Here is a 17,564-nt window from a genome sequence, read left to right as displayed (position 1 = left end):
CAGGCGGGTGCGCCATGGCGCACCCGCCAGGGGCCATCACCCCTTGATGTCGCCGATGGTGCCTTTTTCGCTCAGGCACTGGGCCGCGGTCTTGGCCTTGAAGCCATGGCCCTTGCAGGCGTTCTGGCCCTTGCAGCTGTGCTCGGCGGTGGAGCAGTCGCTGTTGCCCTTGCACTCGTGCACGTTGTAGCAGTGCACCTTGTCGTTGGCGGCAATGGCCGCGCCCTTGGAGCCCTTGGGGGCATCGGCGGCAAAGGCGCCCGACGACAAGGCCAGCAAGGCGGCGGCCAGGGCGAAGGATGCGGACGTGGCGGGTTGGGTGGTGTGCAGCATGGTGGGTCGCTCCATAAGGAAGGAAGAAAGGGGTCGAAACAGGGGGTGGTTCAGATCGCGCGGCGCCACGCTCTCTGCCTGTTAGTTCGCCCCGCCCACGCTGCGGGTTACATGCCCGCGCAGAAATATTTCTGCCGGCGCATCCTGCGCCGACTCAGCCCGAGGTCTGCGTGACCGAGATGTCGGTGTGCACCAGCGACACCGGGTAGCGCTGGCCGGCCAGGTAGTCGGCCAGGCACTGCAGCAGCAGGGGGCTGCGGTGGCGCTCGGGGCAGGCGCGGATCTCCTCGGCCGTCATCCACACGGTGCGCACGATGCCTTCGTCGAGCGTGCGCCAGGCATGGTGCGTGCCCAGGCTGCCAGCAAAGGCAAAGCGCAGGTAGGTGATGTCGTCGCCCGTGCGCGTCTTGGTGAAGCGGTTGAGGTACACGCCGATCAGGTGGGTGGGCTCGAAGTCGAATGCCGTCTCTTCGAGCACCTCGCGCGCGCAGGCCGTGGTGGGCGATTCGCCCGGGTCCAGGTGGCCAGCGGGGTTGTTGAGCTTGAGGCCATCGGTGGTCTCTTCCTCCACCAGCAGGAAGCGGCCATCGCGTTCGACGACAGCGGCCACGGTGACATTGGGTTTCCAGCGGTTGGGCATGATGCGGCCATTATGACCAGGGCCTGCGACAGATGGCCCTGGCGTGGCGCCGTACAGACGCTCGGTGCAAAAGGCTTCAGCGCCCGGCGGCAGATGGGGTAGGCGCCGGTGCGGGGGAGGCTGCGGGCCACAGCACCAGCCACAGCGCCAGCGCAATCAGCACCCCGCCCGCCGCATGGGCCAGCGTGGCCACCTCGCCCAGCACCAGCCAGCCCCAGGCCACGCCGAACAGCGGGATCAGGAAGGTCACGGTGAGCGCCTTGACCGGCCCCACATCGGCGATCAGGCGAAAGTACAGCACATAGGCGAACGAGGTGCACAGCAGGCCCAGCGCCAGCATGGCGCCCCAGACCGTGGGGCCGGCCTGGAGCCAGGTGGCCACGGGCTGGCGCGCCGCCTCCCACAGGGCAAAGGGCGCGAGGGCCAGCACGGCCCCCCACTGGCTGCCCAGCGCCACCAGGCGGCTGTCCAACCCGCCGCGCTGCGTGATCCAGCGGCGCGTGAGAAAGCCCGCCAACCCGTAGCAGGCCGTGGCCAACAGGCAGGCCGCAATACCGCCCACGACCGGCGCGGTGAGTGCCACCGGCCCGGCCTGTGCCAGCACCGCCACCCCGGCCATGCCCAGCAGCACGCCGCCCACACGCGCCGGCGTGATGCGCTCACCAAACGCCAGGGCCCCGATCACCACGCCCATCAGCGGCGTGGTGGCATTGAGGATGGCGCTGTAGCCTGCGGGCAGCACCTGCGCAGCCAGCGCGAACATCAGGAAGGGCACGCCGGAGTTGATGGCCCCCAGCACCAGCGCGGCCCCCAGCTTGCCGCCAAAGGCCGGCCGCAGCCGCACCAGCGCGAGCAGGGCCAGCAGCCCCGCCGCCCCGAGCACCACGCGCACAAAGGCCGTGGGCACAGCGCCCCAGGCCGGGGCGGCAATGCGCATGAAGAGAAAGCTGCCACCCCACAGGGCGGCGAGGGCAAGAAGGCGGCACAGGCTGGCGAGGTTCATGGCAGGCATCTTCGCGGCCCCGCGCAGCCCGGGCAAACCATTTATCCTCTACAGCTGTTTAGCCACGCTATACATACCACCATGCGCCTGCCACCCCTGATCGCCGTCCGCTTCTTCGAGGCCACGGCCCGCCACGCCAGCGTGCGGCGCGCGGCCGAGGAGCTGCATGTCACGCCTGGGGCCGTATCGCAGCAGGTGCGCAAGCTCGAAGACTTCCTGGGCTGCGCGCTGTTCGAACGCCAGCCGCGCGGCCTGGCGCTCACGGCCGCCGGGCGCGAGTACCAGACCGCCTGCGCCGAGGGGCTGGCCGTGATCGGCCACGCGACCACGCGCCTGGTATCGACACGCCGCCGCCAGGTGGTGGTGGTGAGCTGCACGCCCGGCTTTGCCGTGCAGTGGCTGGTGCCGCGCCTGCACGGCTTTCTGCAGCAGCACCCGGACATGGACGTGCATGTGGGCAGCACCAACCGCGCGGTGGACCTGGCGGCCGAGGGCGTGCACTTCGCGGTGCGCCACGGCCAGGGCCGCTATGCAGGCCTGCAGTCTGAGGTGCTGGTGGCCGACGACCTGGTGCCCGTGTGCAGCCCGCGCCTGCTGGCCCCGCGCCGCACCGCGCGCGTGGCCGACATCACCAGCGCCCGGCTGCTGCACGACGAGCACCGCGGCGACTGGCGCCTGTGGTGCGAGGCCCATGGCGTGGCCGGTGTGGACTGCGAGGGCGGTGTGGTCTTTGCGCATTCCAACGCGGCCATCGAGGCGGCCGTGGCCGGCCGGGGCTTTGCCCTGGTGCGCCGCGCCCTGGTGCAGCAGGAGCTGGAGGCGCGCGAACTGGTCAGCGTGCACTGCAAGCCCCTGGCCACGCCACTGGCCTACCACTTGGTCTACCGGCCCGAAGCCCTGATCGACCCCGCGTTGCGGCGCTTTCACGCATGGATCGTGGCGCAGGGCAGCGCCGGTCAGAGTTCTCTCAGCATATAGACGGCGCCTTCGCCGTAGCTGGCCAGCCGCTCGCGCTGCAGCGCATCGGCGAGCGGCTGCACGGCATAGCCATGGCGCTCCCAGTAGCCCTGCGAGCCCTGCACCGAGACCAGGGCCGTGTGGCGCAGGCCCCAGGCCGCACCCTGGGCCCACAGGGGCGCCAGCAGCGCCTGCGCCAGGCCCTGGCCCGCGCAGGCGGGCAGCACGGCCATGTCGTGCAAGTACAGCGTGTCGGGATCGCCCGCCGGACTGTCGAAATCGCCATGCAGCGGTGTGACCTTGCCCCGCGCCGAGCGGTAGGCTGCCAGGTAGGCGCAGACCTGCCCCGCGCGTTCCAGCACCAGCGAGCAGTTCACCGGGCTCGCGAGGCGGCGCGCGAAGACCTCGCCGCTTTCGACAAAGCCTTCGCCATAGCAGGCCAGCTGCACCTGCAGCAGGCCCGGCAGGTCGTGCGGCTGCAGCGCGCGCGGCGCGCCGGGTACGGAGGAAGAAGGGGAAGGCAAGGAATTCGGCATGCAGGGCCCGGATTATCCCGGTCCAGCGCCTGCCGCATGACCCGGGAGGTCATCGACGCCCGTGGGCCCGGCACGAAGAATGGCCTGCGTGGGATGCCCGCGCATCCAACGCCCCTTCTTCCTCCACCCCTTGCCCTCAGGAGTTGCCATGAACACCGTTGAATCCTCTGCCCAGAATGCCGCCAGTGCGGCCCCCGAGATCGCCGCGCGCTACCTCGCCGCGTGGAACGCCACCGACGCGAGCGAGCGCGAGCGCCTGGTGCGTGGCACCTTCAGTGCCGACGTGCACTACCTCGACCCGATGATGGAAGGCCGCGGCCACGAGGGCCTGGCCGCGCTGATCGCGGGCGCGCAGCAGCGCTTTGCGGGCTACCGCTTCCTGCCGCTGGGCACGCCCGAGGGCCACCACGGCGTGGTGCGCTTCTCCTGGGCGCTGGCAGCCGCGGGCGCCGAGCCCGTGGCGCGCGGCACCGACGTGGCCGAACTCGACGCCGAGGGGCGCCTGCGCCGGGTCATCGGCTTCCTCGACTACGTCGCCGAATGAGCCTCAGTGGGGAAGCACCGGCGGCTGCACGAAGTCTTCCAGCGAGAGGCCTTTCTCCTTGAGCAGGGCTTCGAGCACGGGCTGCAGCCGGCCCAGGCTTTCCTGCACGGCCTCGCGCACCGTGTCGACCACCACCTGGGTGCTGCGCTCGATCTCGATGTTGAGGCGGTCACCGGCCTTCTTGCCCTCGAACACCGTGGCGCGGCGTGTCTCGGGGATCAGCCAGACCTCGAACCAGCCCTCGGCGCGGTTGACTTCGGCCACCGTGAGGCTGGCGCCGTGGATGGCGATATAGCCCTTGGCGAACACGTAGCGGCGGAACTCGGGTGGCACGGCCACGCGCCACACCAAGTTGTTGTCGAACTCGCGCACGCTGGCCAGCGTGCCCGAGAAGTCGATATGGCCCGACAGCGGGTGGCCCCCGATCTCGGCGCCGTCCTTGGCCGCGCGCTCCACGTTCACGCGGTCGCCCTGGGCATAGCTGCCCAAGGTGGTGATGTTCAGGCTCTGCTGCATCACGTCGAAATTGGCCTGGGTGGGCGAGAGAATCTCGGTCACCGTGAGGCACACGCCATCGGTGGAGACACTGGCACCAATGGCCAGATCCTGGCAGAAGCCTGCGGGGAAATCGAGCGTGAAGGTGCGCAGGCCTGCGCGGTCGTGGATGGCGGCAATGCCTGCCGTGGCTTGAACGATGCCTGTGAACATGGTGGCGCGGCTTTCAGGGTGTGGCCTGCGATTTTGCCACCCGGCCCCGCAGCGCGCTGCCCGCCATGCAAAAGGGCTGCCCCGGAGGCAGCCCTTTGCGCAGGGGGTGCGGCGCTTACTTCGCGCGCAGCAGCTCACCCACTTCGAGCAGCACCAGCTCGTTGTCGTCGGCCTTGTTCGGCTCGCGACTGGAGCTGAAGGGCAGGTTGTTGTCGTTGCCCACCACGATGTGCGTGCCGTCCACCACGTCCACGTTCTCGATGGTGAAGAAGGGGAAGGTCAGCACGCCGTTGTTCAGCGGCTTCTTCGCCAGGCGCTTGGGGTCCTGGATGGACAGCAGGTCGATGTAGCCGATCTTGCGCAGCGGGCCGCCCACGTTGGCATCGCTCAGCTCGATCTTGTAGACGCGCTTGAACTTGGCCAGATCGTGGAAGCAATCGGTGCGCTTGGCGCCTTCGGGGCAGGCCTTGTCGGCCGTGCCTTCGCCGTTGTCGCGCTCGATGATCAGGCCGGTGCTGCCGTCGATCATGTTGAAGTCGCCGATGGCGTGGTGGTTGGCCTCCAGCACGTACTTCCAGTGGCGGCCGGTCCATTGCTCGGACTTCACGTCGAACTCCAGCACGCGCAGGTACTGCTTGTTGCCGTCCACGGCCTCGTAGGCCTTGGCGGCTTCGTTCCACAGCGGGCCTTCGAGCAGGGCGTAGAGCTTGCTGCCGTCCTTGGACGAGGCCATGCCTTCGTAGCCCTTGGAGCGCTTGACCTCGAAGGCCGGGGCCTTGGCGTCGGGCGCGCCGGCCGTGGTGATGGCGGGGTGGTCGGGCGAGCGCACGACCTTGCCGTCCACCTGGGTCTCGAACACGGCGAGCACGCGGCCCGTGAGGTCGGCCTTGATCAGGTAGGGGCCGAACTCCTCGCCGATCCACAGCGCGCCACCGGCGAACTGGAAGCTCTCGGGGTCGAAATCCGAGCCCGTGAGGTAGCGCTTGTCCGTGCCCTCGTGGACGATGCGGAACGGCACCTTCTTGTCCGGGTCGTGCAGGAACACGGTGGCCAGGCGGTTGAACTGGCCGCTCTTGAAGTCCACGTTGTAGTGGCTCAGGTGCAGCATGAAATCGGGCGAATTGGCCTTGGCGCCGGCACCGTTGTCGGTGAGGATCCAGAACGTGCCATCGGCCATGCGCTTGATGCCCGAGTGGCCCTGCAGCGGCTGGCCCGCAAAAGGCAGTGAGATGCCCGTGGGGCGGCCGCCCGACAGGCCCTCGACCGAGCCCAGTGCCTCCACGCGCTTGCCCGTGGTGAACTTGCCGCTGACCTGCAGGTCCTGGGGCGCATCCTTGGGGGCGGGCACCAGACTCATGGCAGGCATCACCGCGTGGCCGGCCAGCGTGGCGGGGTAGGCCTGCTGGGCCTGGGCGGTGAGGGAAGCGGCGGCTGCGCACGCAAACAGCGCGCACGCGGCGAGGGAGGAAGGTCGGAACATGGTCACGGACGGCAGAAAATGGAAACCCGCGACGATGCCCGGTGTGCGTGACGGGCGCGTGACAGAAATGGATCGCCTCAAGGCACGATGTGCACCGGCGTGCCCACCGCCACGCGCTCGAACAGGTCCATCACATCGGCATTGGCCATGCGCACACAGCCGTGCGAGGCAGGCGCACCCAGCGGCGTGCCATCGGGGCAGCCATGCAGGTAGATGTAGCGGCGCAGCGTGTCCACCGCACCGCCGCGGTTGATACCCGGCTCGCAGCCCGTGAGCCAGAGGATGCGGCACAGAATCCAGTCGCGCCCCGGGTGCCGCGCCGCGAGTTCGGGCGTATACCGCTCGCCCGTGGGCCGGCGCCCCACGAAGACGGTGCCCGCATCGCAGCCCGCGCCCACCTTGGCGCGCACGCGGTGCAGGCCGCGCGGTGTGCAGCCACTGCCGTTCAGTTCTCCCACCCCGTTGAGCGCAGTGGAGACCGGGTAGCTGCGCAGCAGCGTGCTGCCGTCCCACAGGCCGAGCTGCTGCTGCGCAACGCTGACATGCACCCGCACCCCAGCCGCCTGCGGCGCATTCATGGTGCCGGCGGCAAGTAGGCGCCTGTCTCGAAGAGCTGGGCCTCGGCGCCTTCGATGCGGGCGATGCCGGCCTTGCCGGCGCGGCTGACCAAGAGGCCGAGCAGCGCCTCCGACAGGGCCTGCGCGCCTGCGATGGAGGGAAAGAACGAGGGGCTTTGCGTGGAGAACAGCAGCACCTCGTGCGCCAGCAGGGCCAGTGGGGAGGAGGGCGTGTCGGTCAGCGCCAGCACCTGGCAGCCGGCACCACGCGCCTGGCGCGCCACGGCGATGGCCTCGCGCGAATACGGGCTGAAGCTGATGACCACCACCGCATCGCCCTTGTGCATGGCGCGCAGCTGCATCTCCAGCGAGCCGCCCAGGCCGTCGAGCAGGTGCACGCTGTCGCGGAACAGGCGGTACACGTACATCAGCGAATAGGCCACCGGGTGGCAGGCGCGAAAGCCCGCCACGTGCACGGCGCGCGCCTTCTCCAGCAGCGCGGCGGCGCGCGGCAGGGCGTCGCCGCTGGCGCGTTCGGTGGCATCGAGGTTGTCACGGTGCGTGGTGAAGATCTCGCCCGCCAGGCCCGCACCGCCATCGCGCGCGCGGTCGGCCAGCGTGCGCGCCTTGTGCGCGTAGGGCTCGGAACCCAGGCCCATGTCCTGCACCAGCGCGGCCTTGAGCTCGGGCCAGCCATCGAAGCCCAGCAGCTGGGCAAAGCGCACCAGCGTGGCGGGCGGGATCTCCACGCGCGCGCTCACGGTGCGCATGGAGGCGGTCACCACGTCGTTCGGGTGTTCCAGCACGAAGCGCGCGGCCTTTTGCTGCATGGCGGTCATGCCGTCGAAACGGGCGCGGAGGGTGTCTTTCAAGCCCATGGGGTGCGGTGCGTGCGCGGGAGTGGGGGGTCGCAGCACTGTAGCGGATCACCCCGCGGTGCAGCTGTTTCACCGCTCACTCGCATCAAAACATATGTTCCATTTATTTTGTTTTTACGGTACATTCGTTCCATCGACGTTTGCACCTGTTCCGGAGACCCTGGCATGACCCACGTTTTTCACCGCCATCTGCAGCACACCCCGCCCGTGGCGGTGGGCGGGCAAGGCCTGTTCCTGCGCGATGCCGCAGGGCGCGAATACCTCGACGCCTCGGGCGGTGCCGCCGTGTCGTCGCTGGGCCATGGCCACCCCGACGTGCTGACCGCCATGCACGCGCAGATCGACCGCCTGGCCTATGCCCACACCAGCTTCTTCACCACCGAAGTGGCCGAGCAGTTGGCGGAGCAGCTGGTGCGCACGGCACCGGCGGGCACCAGCCACGCCTACTTCGTGAGCGGCGGCTCCGAGGCCGTGGAGGCCGCGCTCAAGATGGCCCGCCAGTACTTCGTGGAGATCGGCCAGCCCGAGCGCACCCACTTCATCGCGCGGCGCCAGAGCTACCACGGCAACACCCTGGGTGCGCTGGCCGTGGGCGGCAATGCCTGGCGGCGTGCGCCGTTCGCGCCCATCCTGGTGGAGGCCACGCATGTCGCGCCCTGCTACCCCTACCGCGAGCAGCAGGCCGGCGAGACGCCCGAGGCCTATGGCCTGCGCCTGGCACGCGAACTGGAGGAAGCCATCGTCGCCCTCGACCCGCGCACGGTGCTGGCCTTTGTCGCCGAGACCATCGGCGGCGCCACGGCCGGCGTGCTCACGCCCGTGCCCGGCTACTTCAAGGCCGTGCGCGAGGTCTGCGACCGCCACGGCGTGCTGCTGATCCTGGACGAGGTGATGTGCGGCATGGGCCGCACCGGCACCCTGCACGCCTGCGAGCAGGAGGGCGTGGTGCCCGACCTGATCACCGTGGCCAAGGGCCTGGGCGGGGGCTACCAGCCCATCGGCGCGGTGCTGGCGCAGCGGCACATCGTGGACGCCATGTCGCAAGGCAGCGGCTTCTTCCAGCATGGCCACACCTACCTGGGCCACCCGGTGGCCTGCGCGGCCGCGCTGGCCGTGCAGCAGGTGATCGAGCGCGACGGCCTGCTGGCCAAGGTGCGCACGGATGGCGACTTCCTGGGCCAGGCGCTGCGCGATGCACTGGGTGCGCACCCGCACGTGGGCGACATCCGCGGGCGCGGCTTCTTCTGGGGCGTGGAGCTGGTGGCCGACCGCGCGAGCAAGGCGCCGTTCGACCCCGCGCAGAAGGTGCATGCGCGCCTCAAGAAGAAGGCCATGGACCTGGGCCTGCTGTGCTACCCCTTCGGCGGCACGGTGGACGGCAACCAGGGCGACCACGTGCTGCTGGCCCCGCCCTACATCGCCTCGCGCGAGCAGCTCGTGTCCATCGCCGCCCTGCTGGCCCAGGCCGTCGACGCCGTGACCTCGACCGCCACGCTGCCCCGCCAGCCCAGCCCCTGCTGAGCCGTTTCCCACCACTTCCACTCCCAACCTGAAAGGTGCTCCCATGCCGATGAAGACACTGACCACCACCCTGATGCTGGCTTCCCTGCTGGCCTGCGGCATTGCCCAGGCCCAGGGCCCCGTGGGCGCAACGCTCAAGAAGATCCGCGACAGCGGTTCCATCACCTACGGGCACCGCGAGGCCTCGTTCGGCTTTTCGTACCTGGACGGCGGCGGCAAGCCCGTGGGCTACAGCATCGACATCTGCAACCGCATCCTGGAGGCCATCAAGGCCGAGCTCAAGATGCCGCAGATCGAGGTGAAGTACCAGAACGTGACCTCGCAGAACCGCATTCCGCTGGTGGCCAACGGCACGGTGGACATCGAATGCGGCTCCACCACCAACCTGGTCGAGCGCCAGCAGATGGTGGCCTTCTCGCCCGACATCTTCCGCTACAACGTGCGCATGGCCGTGCGCGCCGACTCGGGCATCAAGGGCGTGGCCGATCTGCAGGGCAAGTCGGTGGTGGCCACCAGCGGGACGACCTCGCTGCGCCTGCTGCGCGAAGCCGACAAGGGCAAGAACCTGGAGATCACGCAGCTGGCGGGCAAGGACCACACCGACTCCTTCCTCATGGTCGAGACGGGCCGCGCCGCAGCCTTCGTGCTCGACGACATCCTGCTGGCCGGCCTGATCGCCAACCACCGCAGCCCCAAGGACTTCGCCATCGTGGGCGAGGGCCTGCGCACCGAGAACCAGTCGCTGATGTTCCGCAAGGACGACCCCGAGTTCAAGACGATCGTGGACCGCGTGGTCACGGGCATGATGAAGTCAGGCGAGATGGAAAAGCTGTACAACCGCTGGTTCATGCAGCCCATTCCGCCCAAGAACGTGAGCATCAACTACCCGCTGAACGCCGAGACGCGCGACGCCTTCGCCAACCCCAGCTCCAAGGGCATCTGAGCCCCGCGCGCCCCGCCATGACCCGCATCGCCCTCATCCACGCCCTGGCCCACTCGGTGGCGCCGATCAACGCCGCCTTCGCGCAGGACTGGCCCGAGGCCACGCGCATGAACCTGCTGGACGACAGCCTCTCGGCCGATCTGGCGCGCGCAGGCCAGGGGCTGGACGCGGCGATGCATGCGCGCTTCGAGGCGCTCGCCGCCTATGCCGTGGGCACGGGGGCCCACGGCATTCTGTTCACCTGTTCGGCCTTCGGGCCCTGCATCGAGCGGGTGGCCGCGCGGCACCCGCAGATCCCAGTGCTCAAGCCCAACGAGGCCATGGTGGAAGAGGCCGTGGCCACCGGCCAGCGCATCGGCCTGATCGCGAGCTTTGCACCCACGCTGCAGTCCATGCCGCCGGAATTCCCGGCCGGCACACCGCTGCAGCTGGCCCTGGCCGAGGGGGCCATGGCCGCGCTGAACGCGGGCAACGGCGACCTGCACGACAGCCTGGTCGCCGCCCAGGCCCAGCGCCTGCAGCGCGAGGGCTGTGAGGTGATCGCGCTGGCGCAGTTCAGCATGGCCCGCGCACGCAGCCTGTGCGAGGCGGCCACGGGCCTGCCGGTGCTGACGACGGTGGACAGCGCGGTCGCTGCCTTGAAGCGCCGGCTGGCCTAACCAGCCGCCAACAGCCCGGCCATGTGGCCGCGCGTGAAGGCCTCTTCGAACACCGAGTACCCCGACCAGTCGCTGTGCGCGAAGGCCAGGCGCGCCGTGGCCGGCGTGGGCAGCACGGCGACCCGCTCGCCACCCGCGAGGCGCACCCGCTTGTCGGGCGCCCGGTAGCGCCCCGGCTGGTGCAGCCAGCCGAGCAGGCCCGGCGTGGGGATGGACATGGCGTGGCCATAGCGTGTGATGTCGACGCGCGTGGCGCGCTGGGCCAGGTCGGGGTGCGGGCCGGCCAGGGCCTGCAGGGCCGCCTGGGCCCAATAGTTCCAGGGCTGCGTGGCCAGTTGCTGGCGGCCATCGGGCACATCGCCCAGGGCCTGGTAGTAGGTGAGCACCGTGGGCCCGGGGCGCGGGTCCAGGCGCTGGTGGCCAGCGTCGACATAGCCCAGGCCACCGGGGTTGGCATCGGCATAGAGCACATTGTCCCAGGCGGGTGCGGCACCGGCCCGGTCGGTCAGCGGTGCATCGATGTGGATGTTGGCCACCAGCCAGGGCGCCCACGACAGGCGCCTGGCCGTCTCGGTGAGGAAGGCCGGGGGGTTGCGCACCACGCGCGCAGCCAGGAACACCGGCAGCGCCACCACGCAGCGCGGCGCCTGCCAGCGCTCGACATTGCCCGAGGCATGGTTGAGCGCATCCACCTCCACGCCGTGGCGCCCCTCGGTGATGCGCAGCACGCTGCTGCCCGTGGCCAGTTGCCCGCCTTCGCGCAGCGGCACCGCCAGGCGCTGGGTGAGCCAGCCATTGCCCTCGGGCCAGGTGAGCACGCCTTCGCGGTCGTCGGGGCCCGCGTCGCCCGGCGCGTGGAAGCCATGGCGGCTGGCAAAGTAATGGATGCCCGCCCAGGCCGACACGCGTGCAAGGCCCGCACCATAGTCGTCGCGGCAGCAGTAGTCGAGGTACCAGCGCAGGTGCGCGTCGTCGAGCCCCTCCTGCGCGAGCCAGGCAGCGAAGGAAAGCGCATCGAGCGCCTGGTGCGTCGGCGAGAGCGGCCGCTTGCCATCGGCAAACGCCTTGGGCATGGGCATGGTGAAGCGCGCCGCCTTGGACAAGGCGTCGACACGCTCCGAGAAGCGGCGGTACTGGGCCAGCGTCGCCTCGCCCACGCCCTGCACGGGCAGCAGGCCCTCCTGCCATTCGCCCTCGAAATACAGCCGCTCCTGCGGGCTGTGGCACAGGTGGCGCTCGTCGTAGCGCCAGCGGCCCGCCACGCGCTGGCGCAGGCCCAGTTCTTCCAGCAGGTCCTGCACCTCGCTGGCATCGTCGCCAGGCACGGGCAGGTAGTGCGCCCCCATGGGGCAGGCGATGCCGCCGACCCTGCCGCCGCGGCTGTTGCCGCCGGCCTGGTCTTCGAGTTCCAGCAGCGCGAAATCCTCCACCCCGGCCAGGCGCAGTGCGCGCGCTGCCGCGAGGCCCGCCACCCCGCCCCCGGCGATGATGGCCTGCGCACGCCGCACCACCGTGGGCTCGGGCAGCGTGCCCTTGTGCAGCATTTCGCGCAGCGCATGGCCACGCTCCATGTCGATGCCGGCAAAGCCGCCCTCCAGCGTGCGCGGCGCCTTGTCGCAGCCGGGCAGCGCAGCCGCTGCGGCCAGCACGGCACCCGCCTGCAGGACCTGCCTGCGGCGCAAGGGCGGTGAAAAAGGGGTCGGCGCAAAAGACATGGGGCCGTACTCTACGTCACCCGCGTGTCCCGCAGAAGCCGGGGGATCAATCCACCCAGCGTGCCTTGATGTCCAGCAATTGCGGCAGCTGGGCGATGAACACCTCGACCATGGACGGATCGAAGTGCTTGCCTGCCTGCGCGCGCAGGTGGTCCACGGTGTCCTCGATGCTCCAGGGCTCCTTGTAGGGGCGGCGCGCCGTGAGCGCGTCGAACACGTCGGCCAGGGCGACGATGCGCGACTCCACGGGGATGGCCTCGCCCACCAGGCCACGCGGGTAGCCGCTGCCGTCCCATTTCTCGTGGTGCGTGAGCGCGATGGCATGGGCCAGACGCAGCACGCCCGCCGGATGCTCGCCGATGATCTCGGCCCCGATCTCGGGGTGGCGCTGCATGGTGGCCCATTCATCGGCATCGAGCGGGCCGGGCTTGCGCAGCACGGCGTCGGGGATGCCGATCTTGCCCACATCGTGCATGGGCGCGGCGTTGAGCAGGTCCTCGGCCCAGGCCGGCGAGTAGCCCAGCGCCAACGCCAGCACCTGCGCGAAGTGGCTCATGCGGATCACGTGCATGCCCGTCTCGTTGTCCTTGTACTCGGCCGCACGCCCCAGGCGCTGCACGATCTGCAGCCGCGTCTCGCGCAGCTCCTCGGTGCGCACCAGGGACAGGTGGGTGCGCACGCGCGCGCGCACCACGGGGGCGCTCACGGGCTTGGTGATGTAGTCCACCCCACCCACGTCGAAACCGCGCGCCTCGTCCTGTACCTCGGTGAGCGCGGTCACGAAGATCACCGGGATGCCTGCGGTCGTGCGGTCGGCCTTCAGGGCCTGGCACACGGCATAGCCGTCCATCTGCGGCATCATCACATCGAGCAGCACCAGGTCGGGCCGCTGCTGCTGAGCGACCTGCAGCGCGCGGGCGCCATCGGTGGCGAACAGCAGGCGGTAGTGCTCCTGCAGGATGTGGCGCAGCACCTGCAGGTTGGTGGGCTCATCGTCCACCAGCAGCAGTCGCGGGCGGTGGTCTTCCTGCACGGCACTCATGCGGCAGGCTCCCTGCGGTGGGTCTGGCGGGGCAGGTTCATGTGCCTATTGTCCCGCACCCGGCGCTGGCCTGGTTCATGCCGGCATCTCCCCTGGCGCGCGCAGATGGCTCTGCAAGGCCTGCAGGCAGGCCCGCGCCTCGTCGAAGTCGAAACGGTCCAGCGCCTCGTGCAGGCTGTTCAGGGTGACGGCGGGCAGCTCGGCCTCCAGCACGGCCAGGGGCGCATCGGCCAGTTCCCCCTGGGCCAGGGCGGCGGCCAGCGCTTCGATGGCGGCCAGCGCGCGCTCGCGCTGGTCCTGCTGCAGCGGCGCAGGCGCCGGGGCCGAGCCCTGGGGCTGGGCATCGGGGGCCTGCGGGTTGAGCAGGGCGCCGCGCACGGCGTCCAGGGCCGTGGCCAGGGCCAGCAGGGCGGACTGCACGCGCAAGGTGTCGCGGCTGCGGGCGGCGTTCTCGATCTGCGCCGCCAGCTTGTCCACTGCGGGCAGCGCCAGATTGCCTGCGGCCCCGCGCAGCCGGTGGGCGCGCGCGGCCAGGGTGTCCCAGTCGTCCGCCTGGTGCGCCGACAGCAGGCCGGCCAGCGCCACGCCGCTTTCCTGCATGAAGCGCTCGATGGCCTCGCGCAGGTAGCGCGCCTGTGTCCACAGGCGCACGCCACGCTCCCACTCGATGGCCGGTGCCGCGGGCGGCGCTGCCTGCTCCCGGGCGGGCTGTAACTTGAGCCCTTCCTGGGGGTGCAGCGTGCCGAAGGCGCTGGTCACGGCGAACACCGGGTCGGCCCCGGCCTCGCGCACGCCGATCACGCGCGCGATCTCGGCCATCAGCCGCACCGGCTCGACCGGCTTGCTCGCAAAGCCATCCATGCCGGCCGCGCGCGCATTGCGCCGGTCCTGCTCCAGCACGCTGGCCGACAGGGCGATGATGGGCGTGGGCTTGCGCTGGCGCGCGCGCTCGAAGCTGCGCAGGTGGCGCGTGGTCTCCAGCCCGTCCATGTCGGGCATCTGCAGGTCCATGAGCACCACGTCGAAACGCTCCTGCGCAAAGGCCTCGAAGGCCTGGGCACCGCTGTCCGCGGTGCTGATCTTGTGGCCCCCGCGCTCCAGCATGAGCTGCAGCAGTTCCAGGTTGGCGGGCACATCGTCCACGGCCAGCACGCGCAGGGTGGGCAGGGGAGCGCGCAGCCAGTCGCGCATGGAGACACCGCCATCAGCCGGCGGGCGGCCGGTGTGCAGCGGCAGCTGCACGGTGAAGGTGCTGCCCTGGCCGACCTGGCTCACGACGCCGATGCTGCCCCCCATGAGTTCGGCCAGCTGGCGGGCGATGGTCGTGCCCAGGCCCGTGCCCCCGTAGCGGCGCGTGGTCGAGGCATCGGCCTGTGCGAAGGGATCGAAGATGCGCTCCACGCCCGCCGCGTCGATGCCGATGCCGGTATCGACCACGGAGAGCAGGAGCTGGCCGTCCGCCCCCGACACGCGCAACGTGACATGGCCCTGGTGGGTGAACTTGAGGGCGTTGCCCATCAGGTTGAGCAGGATCTGCTGGATGCGGAAGGCATCACCCTGCCAGTGGTCGGACAGCTCGTACGGGTAGTCAAGGATGACGTCCAGCCCCTTCTTGGCGGCGTTGATGCGCAGCGAGGCGAGGATCTGGTCGCACAGTTCGCGCAGGCTGAAGTCGACCACTTCCAGCTCGACAGCCCCCTTTTCGAGCTTGGCCGTGTCCAGGATGTCGTTGAGCAGGCGCAGCATGGAGCGCGCCGAGTGGTGCACCGTACCCAGGTGGCGGCGCTGGGTGCTTTCCAGCGGCGTGTCCAGCAGTGCCTCGGTGAAACCGATGATGGCGTTCATGGGCGTGCGGATCTCGTGGCTCATGTTCGCCAGGAAGCTGCTGCGCGCTGCCGCCGCCTGCTCGGCCTGCTCCTTGGCGGAGCGCAGATCGGTCTCCATGCGGCGCCGCTCGGTCAGGTCGGTGGCGAACTTCACGATCTTGAAAGGCCGGCCCTGCGCATCGAGGATGGGGTTGTAGGTGGCCTGGATCCAGACCTCGCGCCCATTCTTGCCAACGCGCATGTACTCGCCCGCATCGAATTCGCCCTGGCCCAGGCGCGTCCAGAAGGCCTGGTAGGCCTCGCTGTCGGCATATTCCGGCTTGCAGAACATGCGGTGGTGCCGCCCCTCGATCTCGGCCAGGGTGTAGCCCATGAGGTCCAGGAAGTTCTGGTTGGCCGCGAGCACATGGCCCGAGAGGTCGAACTCGATCACCGACTGCGAGCGGCCAATGGCCGTGACCGTGCCCACGAATTCGGCGTTCTGGGCCTTGGAGGCCGTCATGTCGGTGATCACACCATCGATCCACCGGACTTCGCCCTTCGGCCCCAGGACGCCGCGGCCGGTTTCCGACACCCAGCGGATGCCGCCCTGGCGCGTGCGCAGCCGGTACTCCAGCACATAGGACTCGCCCGCCTGCAGGGCACGCTCCACCTCGTGGGCCACGCGCCCGCTGTCATCCCCATGGATGATGCGGCCAAAGGAGGTGTGGCCGGCCAGGAAATCCTCGGCCGGCCAGCCCGTCAGCGCCTCGACGGCATCGCTGATGAACAGCATGGACCAGTCGGCATCGCAGCGGCAGCGGAAGGCCACGCCGGGAATGTTGCGCACCAGGGAGCGCAGTTGCTCCTCGCCCCGGCGGCGCTCCTGCTCCATGGCCTTGCGCTCGGTCAGGTCGGTCAGAAAGCCCACCAGCACCGGCGGACCCGGAAGATCCACGCGGCCCACCACCAGGCGCACAGGCACCAGGCTGCCATCCTTGCGCACCACATGGATGTCCCGGTCCTTGCCCACCTGGCGCGCCTCGCCGCGGGCCAGGTCGCGCGGCAGGTAGCGCTCCGGCTGCCCGGCGAAGGCCGGGTCCACCAGCATGGCCACGTTGCGCCCCATGGCCTCGGCCGAGGTCCAGCCCAGCATGCGCTCGGCGGCGCCATTGAAGGACCGGATGGTGCCATCGGCATCGGCCATGACGATGGCATCCATCGCCGTCTCCACCACGGCGCGCAGGCGCGACTCACTCTGCTCGGTGGTGCGCAGCAGCCAGCGCACCCGAAGGCCGATGTTCACGGTGGTGACCACCAGGCCCACCAGTACGGCCATGAGCGCAATGGCCAGCGCCATGTACTTGGCCTGCTCGGACACCGGGCCCAGCGGCTCGAAGTTGCCCGTGACCCGCACGGCAGCAATGCTGATGTAGTGCATGCCGGCGATTGCCAGGCCCATGACCAGGCCCCCGAGCAGGGTGCTCACCCAGGGCCGGCGCGACCAGAAGCGCAGCATGCCGAAGCGCAGCCACAGCGACAGCATGGCCATGCCCACGGCGAACACCAGCGAAGCCAGGAAACCGCCCACGTCGTAACGGATCAGCGGCGCCATGTCGGATGCCGCCATGCCGGAGTAGTGCATGACCCCGATCCCCGCCCCCACCAGCGCCCCGCCCCAGGCGATGGTGCCGGCCGTGGGCTGCTTTTGCGTGAGCACGTGCAGGGCGACCCACGAGGCCACCAGGCTGGGCAGAAAGGACAGCGCCGTGGTCCAGGGGTCGAAGTGCCCGTTGGCGCACAGATCGAAGGCCAGCATGCCCACGAAGTGCATGGACCAGACCCCGCCGCCCAGGGCCAGCGAGCCCGATGCGACGATGAGGTTGCGGCGCAGCCGATCCGGCGCACGCTGCGCCAGCGCGGCCAGGTGCAGCGCCATCAGGGACGAGGCGATCGCCAGGACAACCGACAGGGCCACGAGCCAGGGGTCGTGCCCCCAGAGGTTCTGGGGCTCCCGCGCCGCGCCGACAACGAAGAATCTCTCGAGCATCGGGGCAAACAAAATGTAAGCGTTGGTTTCCATTCTGCCGGCAAGCCGGTGAGCGATTTACCCACAGGGCCTTGAAACCCGCCCACACCCCGTTTTGTTACATCCACGCGGCATGGATGCAACAGCGCCCGACCTTTGGGACTGGCGCGGCCCAGACCAGCGCCCCCGTGCAAGGGCCGCCCCGCCGCACTGG

At 69.9% G+C, this 17,564-nt stretch carries 16 protein-coding genes; 5 read left to right on the top strand and 11 right to left on the bottom strand.

The features are described 5' to 3' along the window. Positions 1-36: 36 nt before the first annotated feature. From HNP48_RS03080 to HNP48_RS03070, 3 genes are all read right to left on the bottom strand, one after another. Entirely contained in the window at positions 37-333 is a 297-nt protein-coding gene (locus HNP48_RS03080) for a hypothetical protein (RefSeq protein ID WP_184855365.1), read from the bottom strand. 154 nt (positions 334-487) lie between these two features. After that, complete coding sequence (locus HNP48_RS03075) at positions 488-973, bottom strand: NUDIX hydrolase (protein ID WP_184855364.1); 486 nt, start codon at positions 971-973, stop codon at positions 488-490. A gap of 76 nt (positions 974-1,049) precedes the next feature. Beyond that, positions 1,050-1,976: a DMT family transporter gene (locus HNP48_RS03070; RefSeq protein WP_184855363.1), complete on the bottom strand. Its 927-nt coding sequence runs from the start codon at positions 1,974-1,976 to the stop codon at positions 1,050-1,052. Positions 1,977-2,057: 81 nt separating this feature from the next. Here HNP48_RS03070 and gcvA point away from each other — a divergent pair, with 81 nt between their 5' ends. Then, complete coding sequence (gene gcvA / locus HNP48_RS03065; RefSeq protein ID WP_184855362.1) at positions 2,058-2,954, top strand: transcriptional regulator GcvA; 897 nt, start codon at positions 2,058-2,060, stop codon at positions 2,952-2,954. On the opposite strand, the gene HNP48_RS03060 is transcribed toward gcvA, so the two are convergent. Further along, on the bottom strand, positions 2,933-3,469 hold the full coding sequence (locus tag HNP48_RS03060; protein ID WP_184855361.1) for a GNAT family N-acetyltransferase: 537 nt from the start codon (positions 3,467-3,469) through the stop codon (positions 2,933-2,935). The two genes, gcvA and HNP48_RS03060, sit on opposite strands and share 22 nt — an antisense overlap. Positions 3,470-3,617: 148 nt before the next feature. Between HNP48_RS03060 and HNP48_RS03055 the strand changes: the two genes are divergently transcribed. Further along, a complete protein-coding gene (locus HNP48_RS03055) occupies positions 3,618-4,013 on the top strand; it encodes a nuclear transport factor 2 family protein (RefSeq protein WP_184855360.1) in 396 nt (131 codons plus the stop codon). A 3-nt stretch (positions 4,014-4,016) separates the two neighbouring features. Here HNP48_RS03055 and HNP48_RS03050 read toward each other — a convergent pair whose 3' ends face one another. The 4 genes from HNP48_RS03050 to HNP48_RS03035 form a co-directional block, all read right to left on the bottom strand. Then, positions 4,017-4,721: a riboflavin synthase subunit alpha gene (locus tag HNP48_RS03050; protein WP_184855359.1), complete on the bottom strand. Its 705-nt coding sequence runs from the start codon at positions 4,719-4,721 to the stop codon at positions 4,017-4,019. Between the two features lie 115 nt (positions 4,722-4,836). Further along, the gene (locus HNP48_RS03045; protein WP_184855358.1) at positions 4,837-6,201 is read right to left on the bottom strand and encodes an esterase-like activity of phytase family protein; all 1,365 of its coding nucleotides are present in this window, start codon (positions 6,199-6,201) and stop codon (positions 4,837-4,839) included. A 77-nt stretch (positions 6,202-6,278) separates the two neighbouring features. After that, a complete protein-coding gene (locus tag HNP48_RS03040; protein WP_184855357.1) occupies positions 6,279-6,779 on the bottom strand; it encodes a L,D-transpeptidase in 501 nt (166 codons plus the stop codon). Then, entirely contained in the window at positions 6,776-7,636 is an 861-nt protein-coding gene (locus tag HNP48_RS03035) for a MurR/RpiR family transcriptional regulator (protein WP_184855356.1), read from the bottom strand. Before HNP48_RS03035 ends, HNP48_RS03040 begins: the two co-directional genes overlap by 4 nt. A gap of 165 nt (positions 7,637-7,801) precedes the next feature. Here HNP48_RS03035 and HNP48_RS03030 point away from each other — a divergent pair, with 165 nt between their 5' ends. Genes HNP48_RS03030 through HNP48_RS03020 form a run of 3 tightly spaced genes read left to right on the top strand, consistent with a single transcriptional unit; the run spans position 7,802 to position 10,759 of the window. Further along, the gene (locus tag HNP48_RS03030) at positions 7,802-9,157 is read left to right on the top strand and encodes an aspartate aminotransferase family protein (RefSeq protein ID WP_184855355.1); all 1,356 of its coding nucleotides are present in this window, start codon (positions 7,802-7,804) and stop codon (positions 9,155-9,157) included. Between the two features lie 43 nt (positions 9,158-9,200). Further along, entirely contained in the window at positions 9,201-10,100 is a 900-nt protein-coding gene (locus tag HNP48_RS03025) for a transporter substrate-binding domain-containing protein (RefSeq protein ID WP_184855354.1), read from the top strand. Positions 10,101-10,117: 17 nt separating this feature from the next. Continuing rightward, positions 10,118-10,759, top strand: coding sequence for an aspartate/glutamate racemase family protein (locus tag HNP48_RS03020; RefSeq protein WP_184855353.1), 642 nt, complete (start codon positions 10,118-10,120; stop codon positions 10,757-10,759). Here the strand turns inward: HNP48_RS03020 and HNP48_RS03015 are convergent. The 3 genes from HNP48_RS03015 to HNP48_RS03005 form a co-directional block, all read right to left on the bottom strand. Next, complete coding sequence (locus tag HNP48_RS03015) at positions 10,756-12,474, bottom strand: FAD-dependent oxidoreductase (protein ID WP_184855352.1); 1,719 nt, start codon at positions 12,472-12,474, stop codon at positions 10,756-10,758. The two genes, HNP48_RS03020 and HNP48_RS03015, sit on opposite strands and share 4 nt — an antisense overlap. Positions 12,475-12,520: 46 nt before the next feature. After that, a complete protein-coding gene (locus HNP48_RS03010; RefSeq protein ID WP_184855351.1) occupies positions 12,521-13,516 on the bottom strand; it encodes a two-component system response regulator in 996 nt (331 codons plus the stop codon). Positions 13,517-13,591: 75 nt separating this feature from the next. Continuing rightward, a complete protein-coding gene (locus tag HNP48_RS03005) occupies positions 13,592-17,371 on the bottom strand; it encodes a PAS domain S-box protein (protein WP_184855350.1) in 3,780 nt (1,259 codons plus the stop codon). Positions 17,372-17,564 lie beyond the last annotated feature (193 nt).

The organism is Acidovorax soli, assembly GCF_014207955.1.
GTDB classification, from domain to species: Bacteria; Pseudomonadota; Gammaproteobacteria; order Burkholderiales; family Burkholderiaceae_C; genus Acidovorax; species Acidovorax soli_A.
The sequence above is the reverse complement of the archived record's forward strand: the minus strand, read 5'-3'. Positions and strand labels throughout refer to the sequence as shown.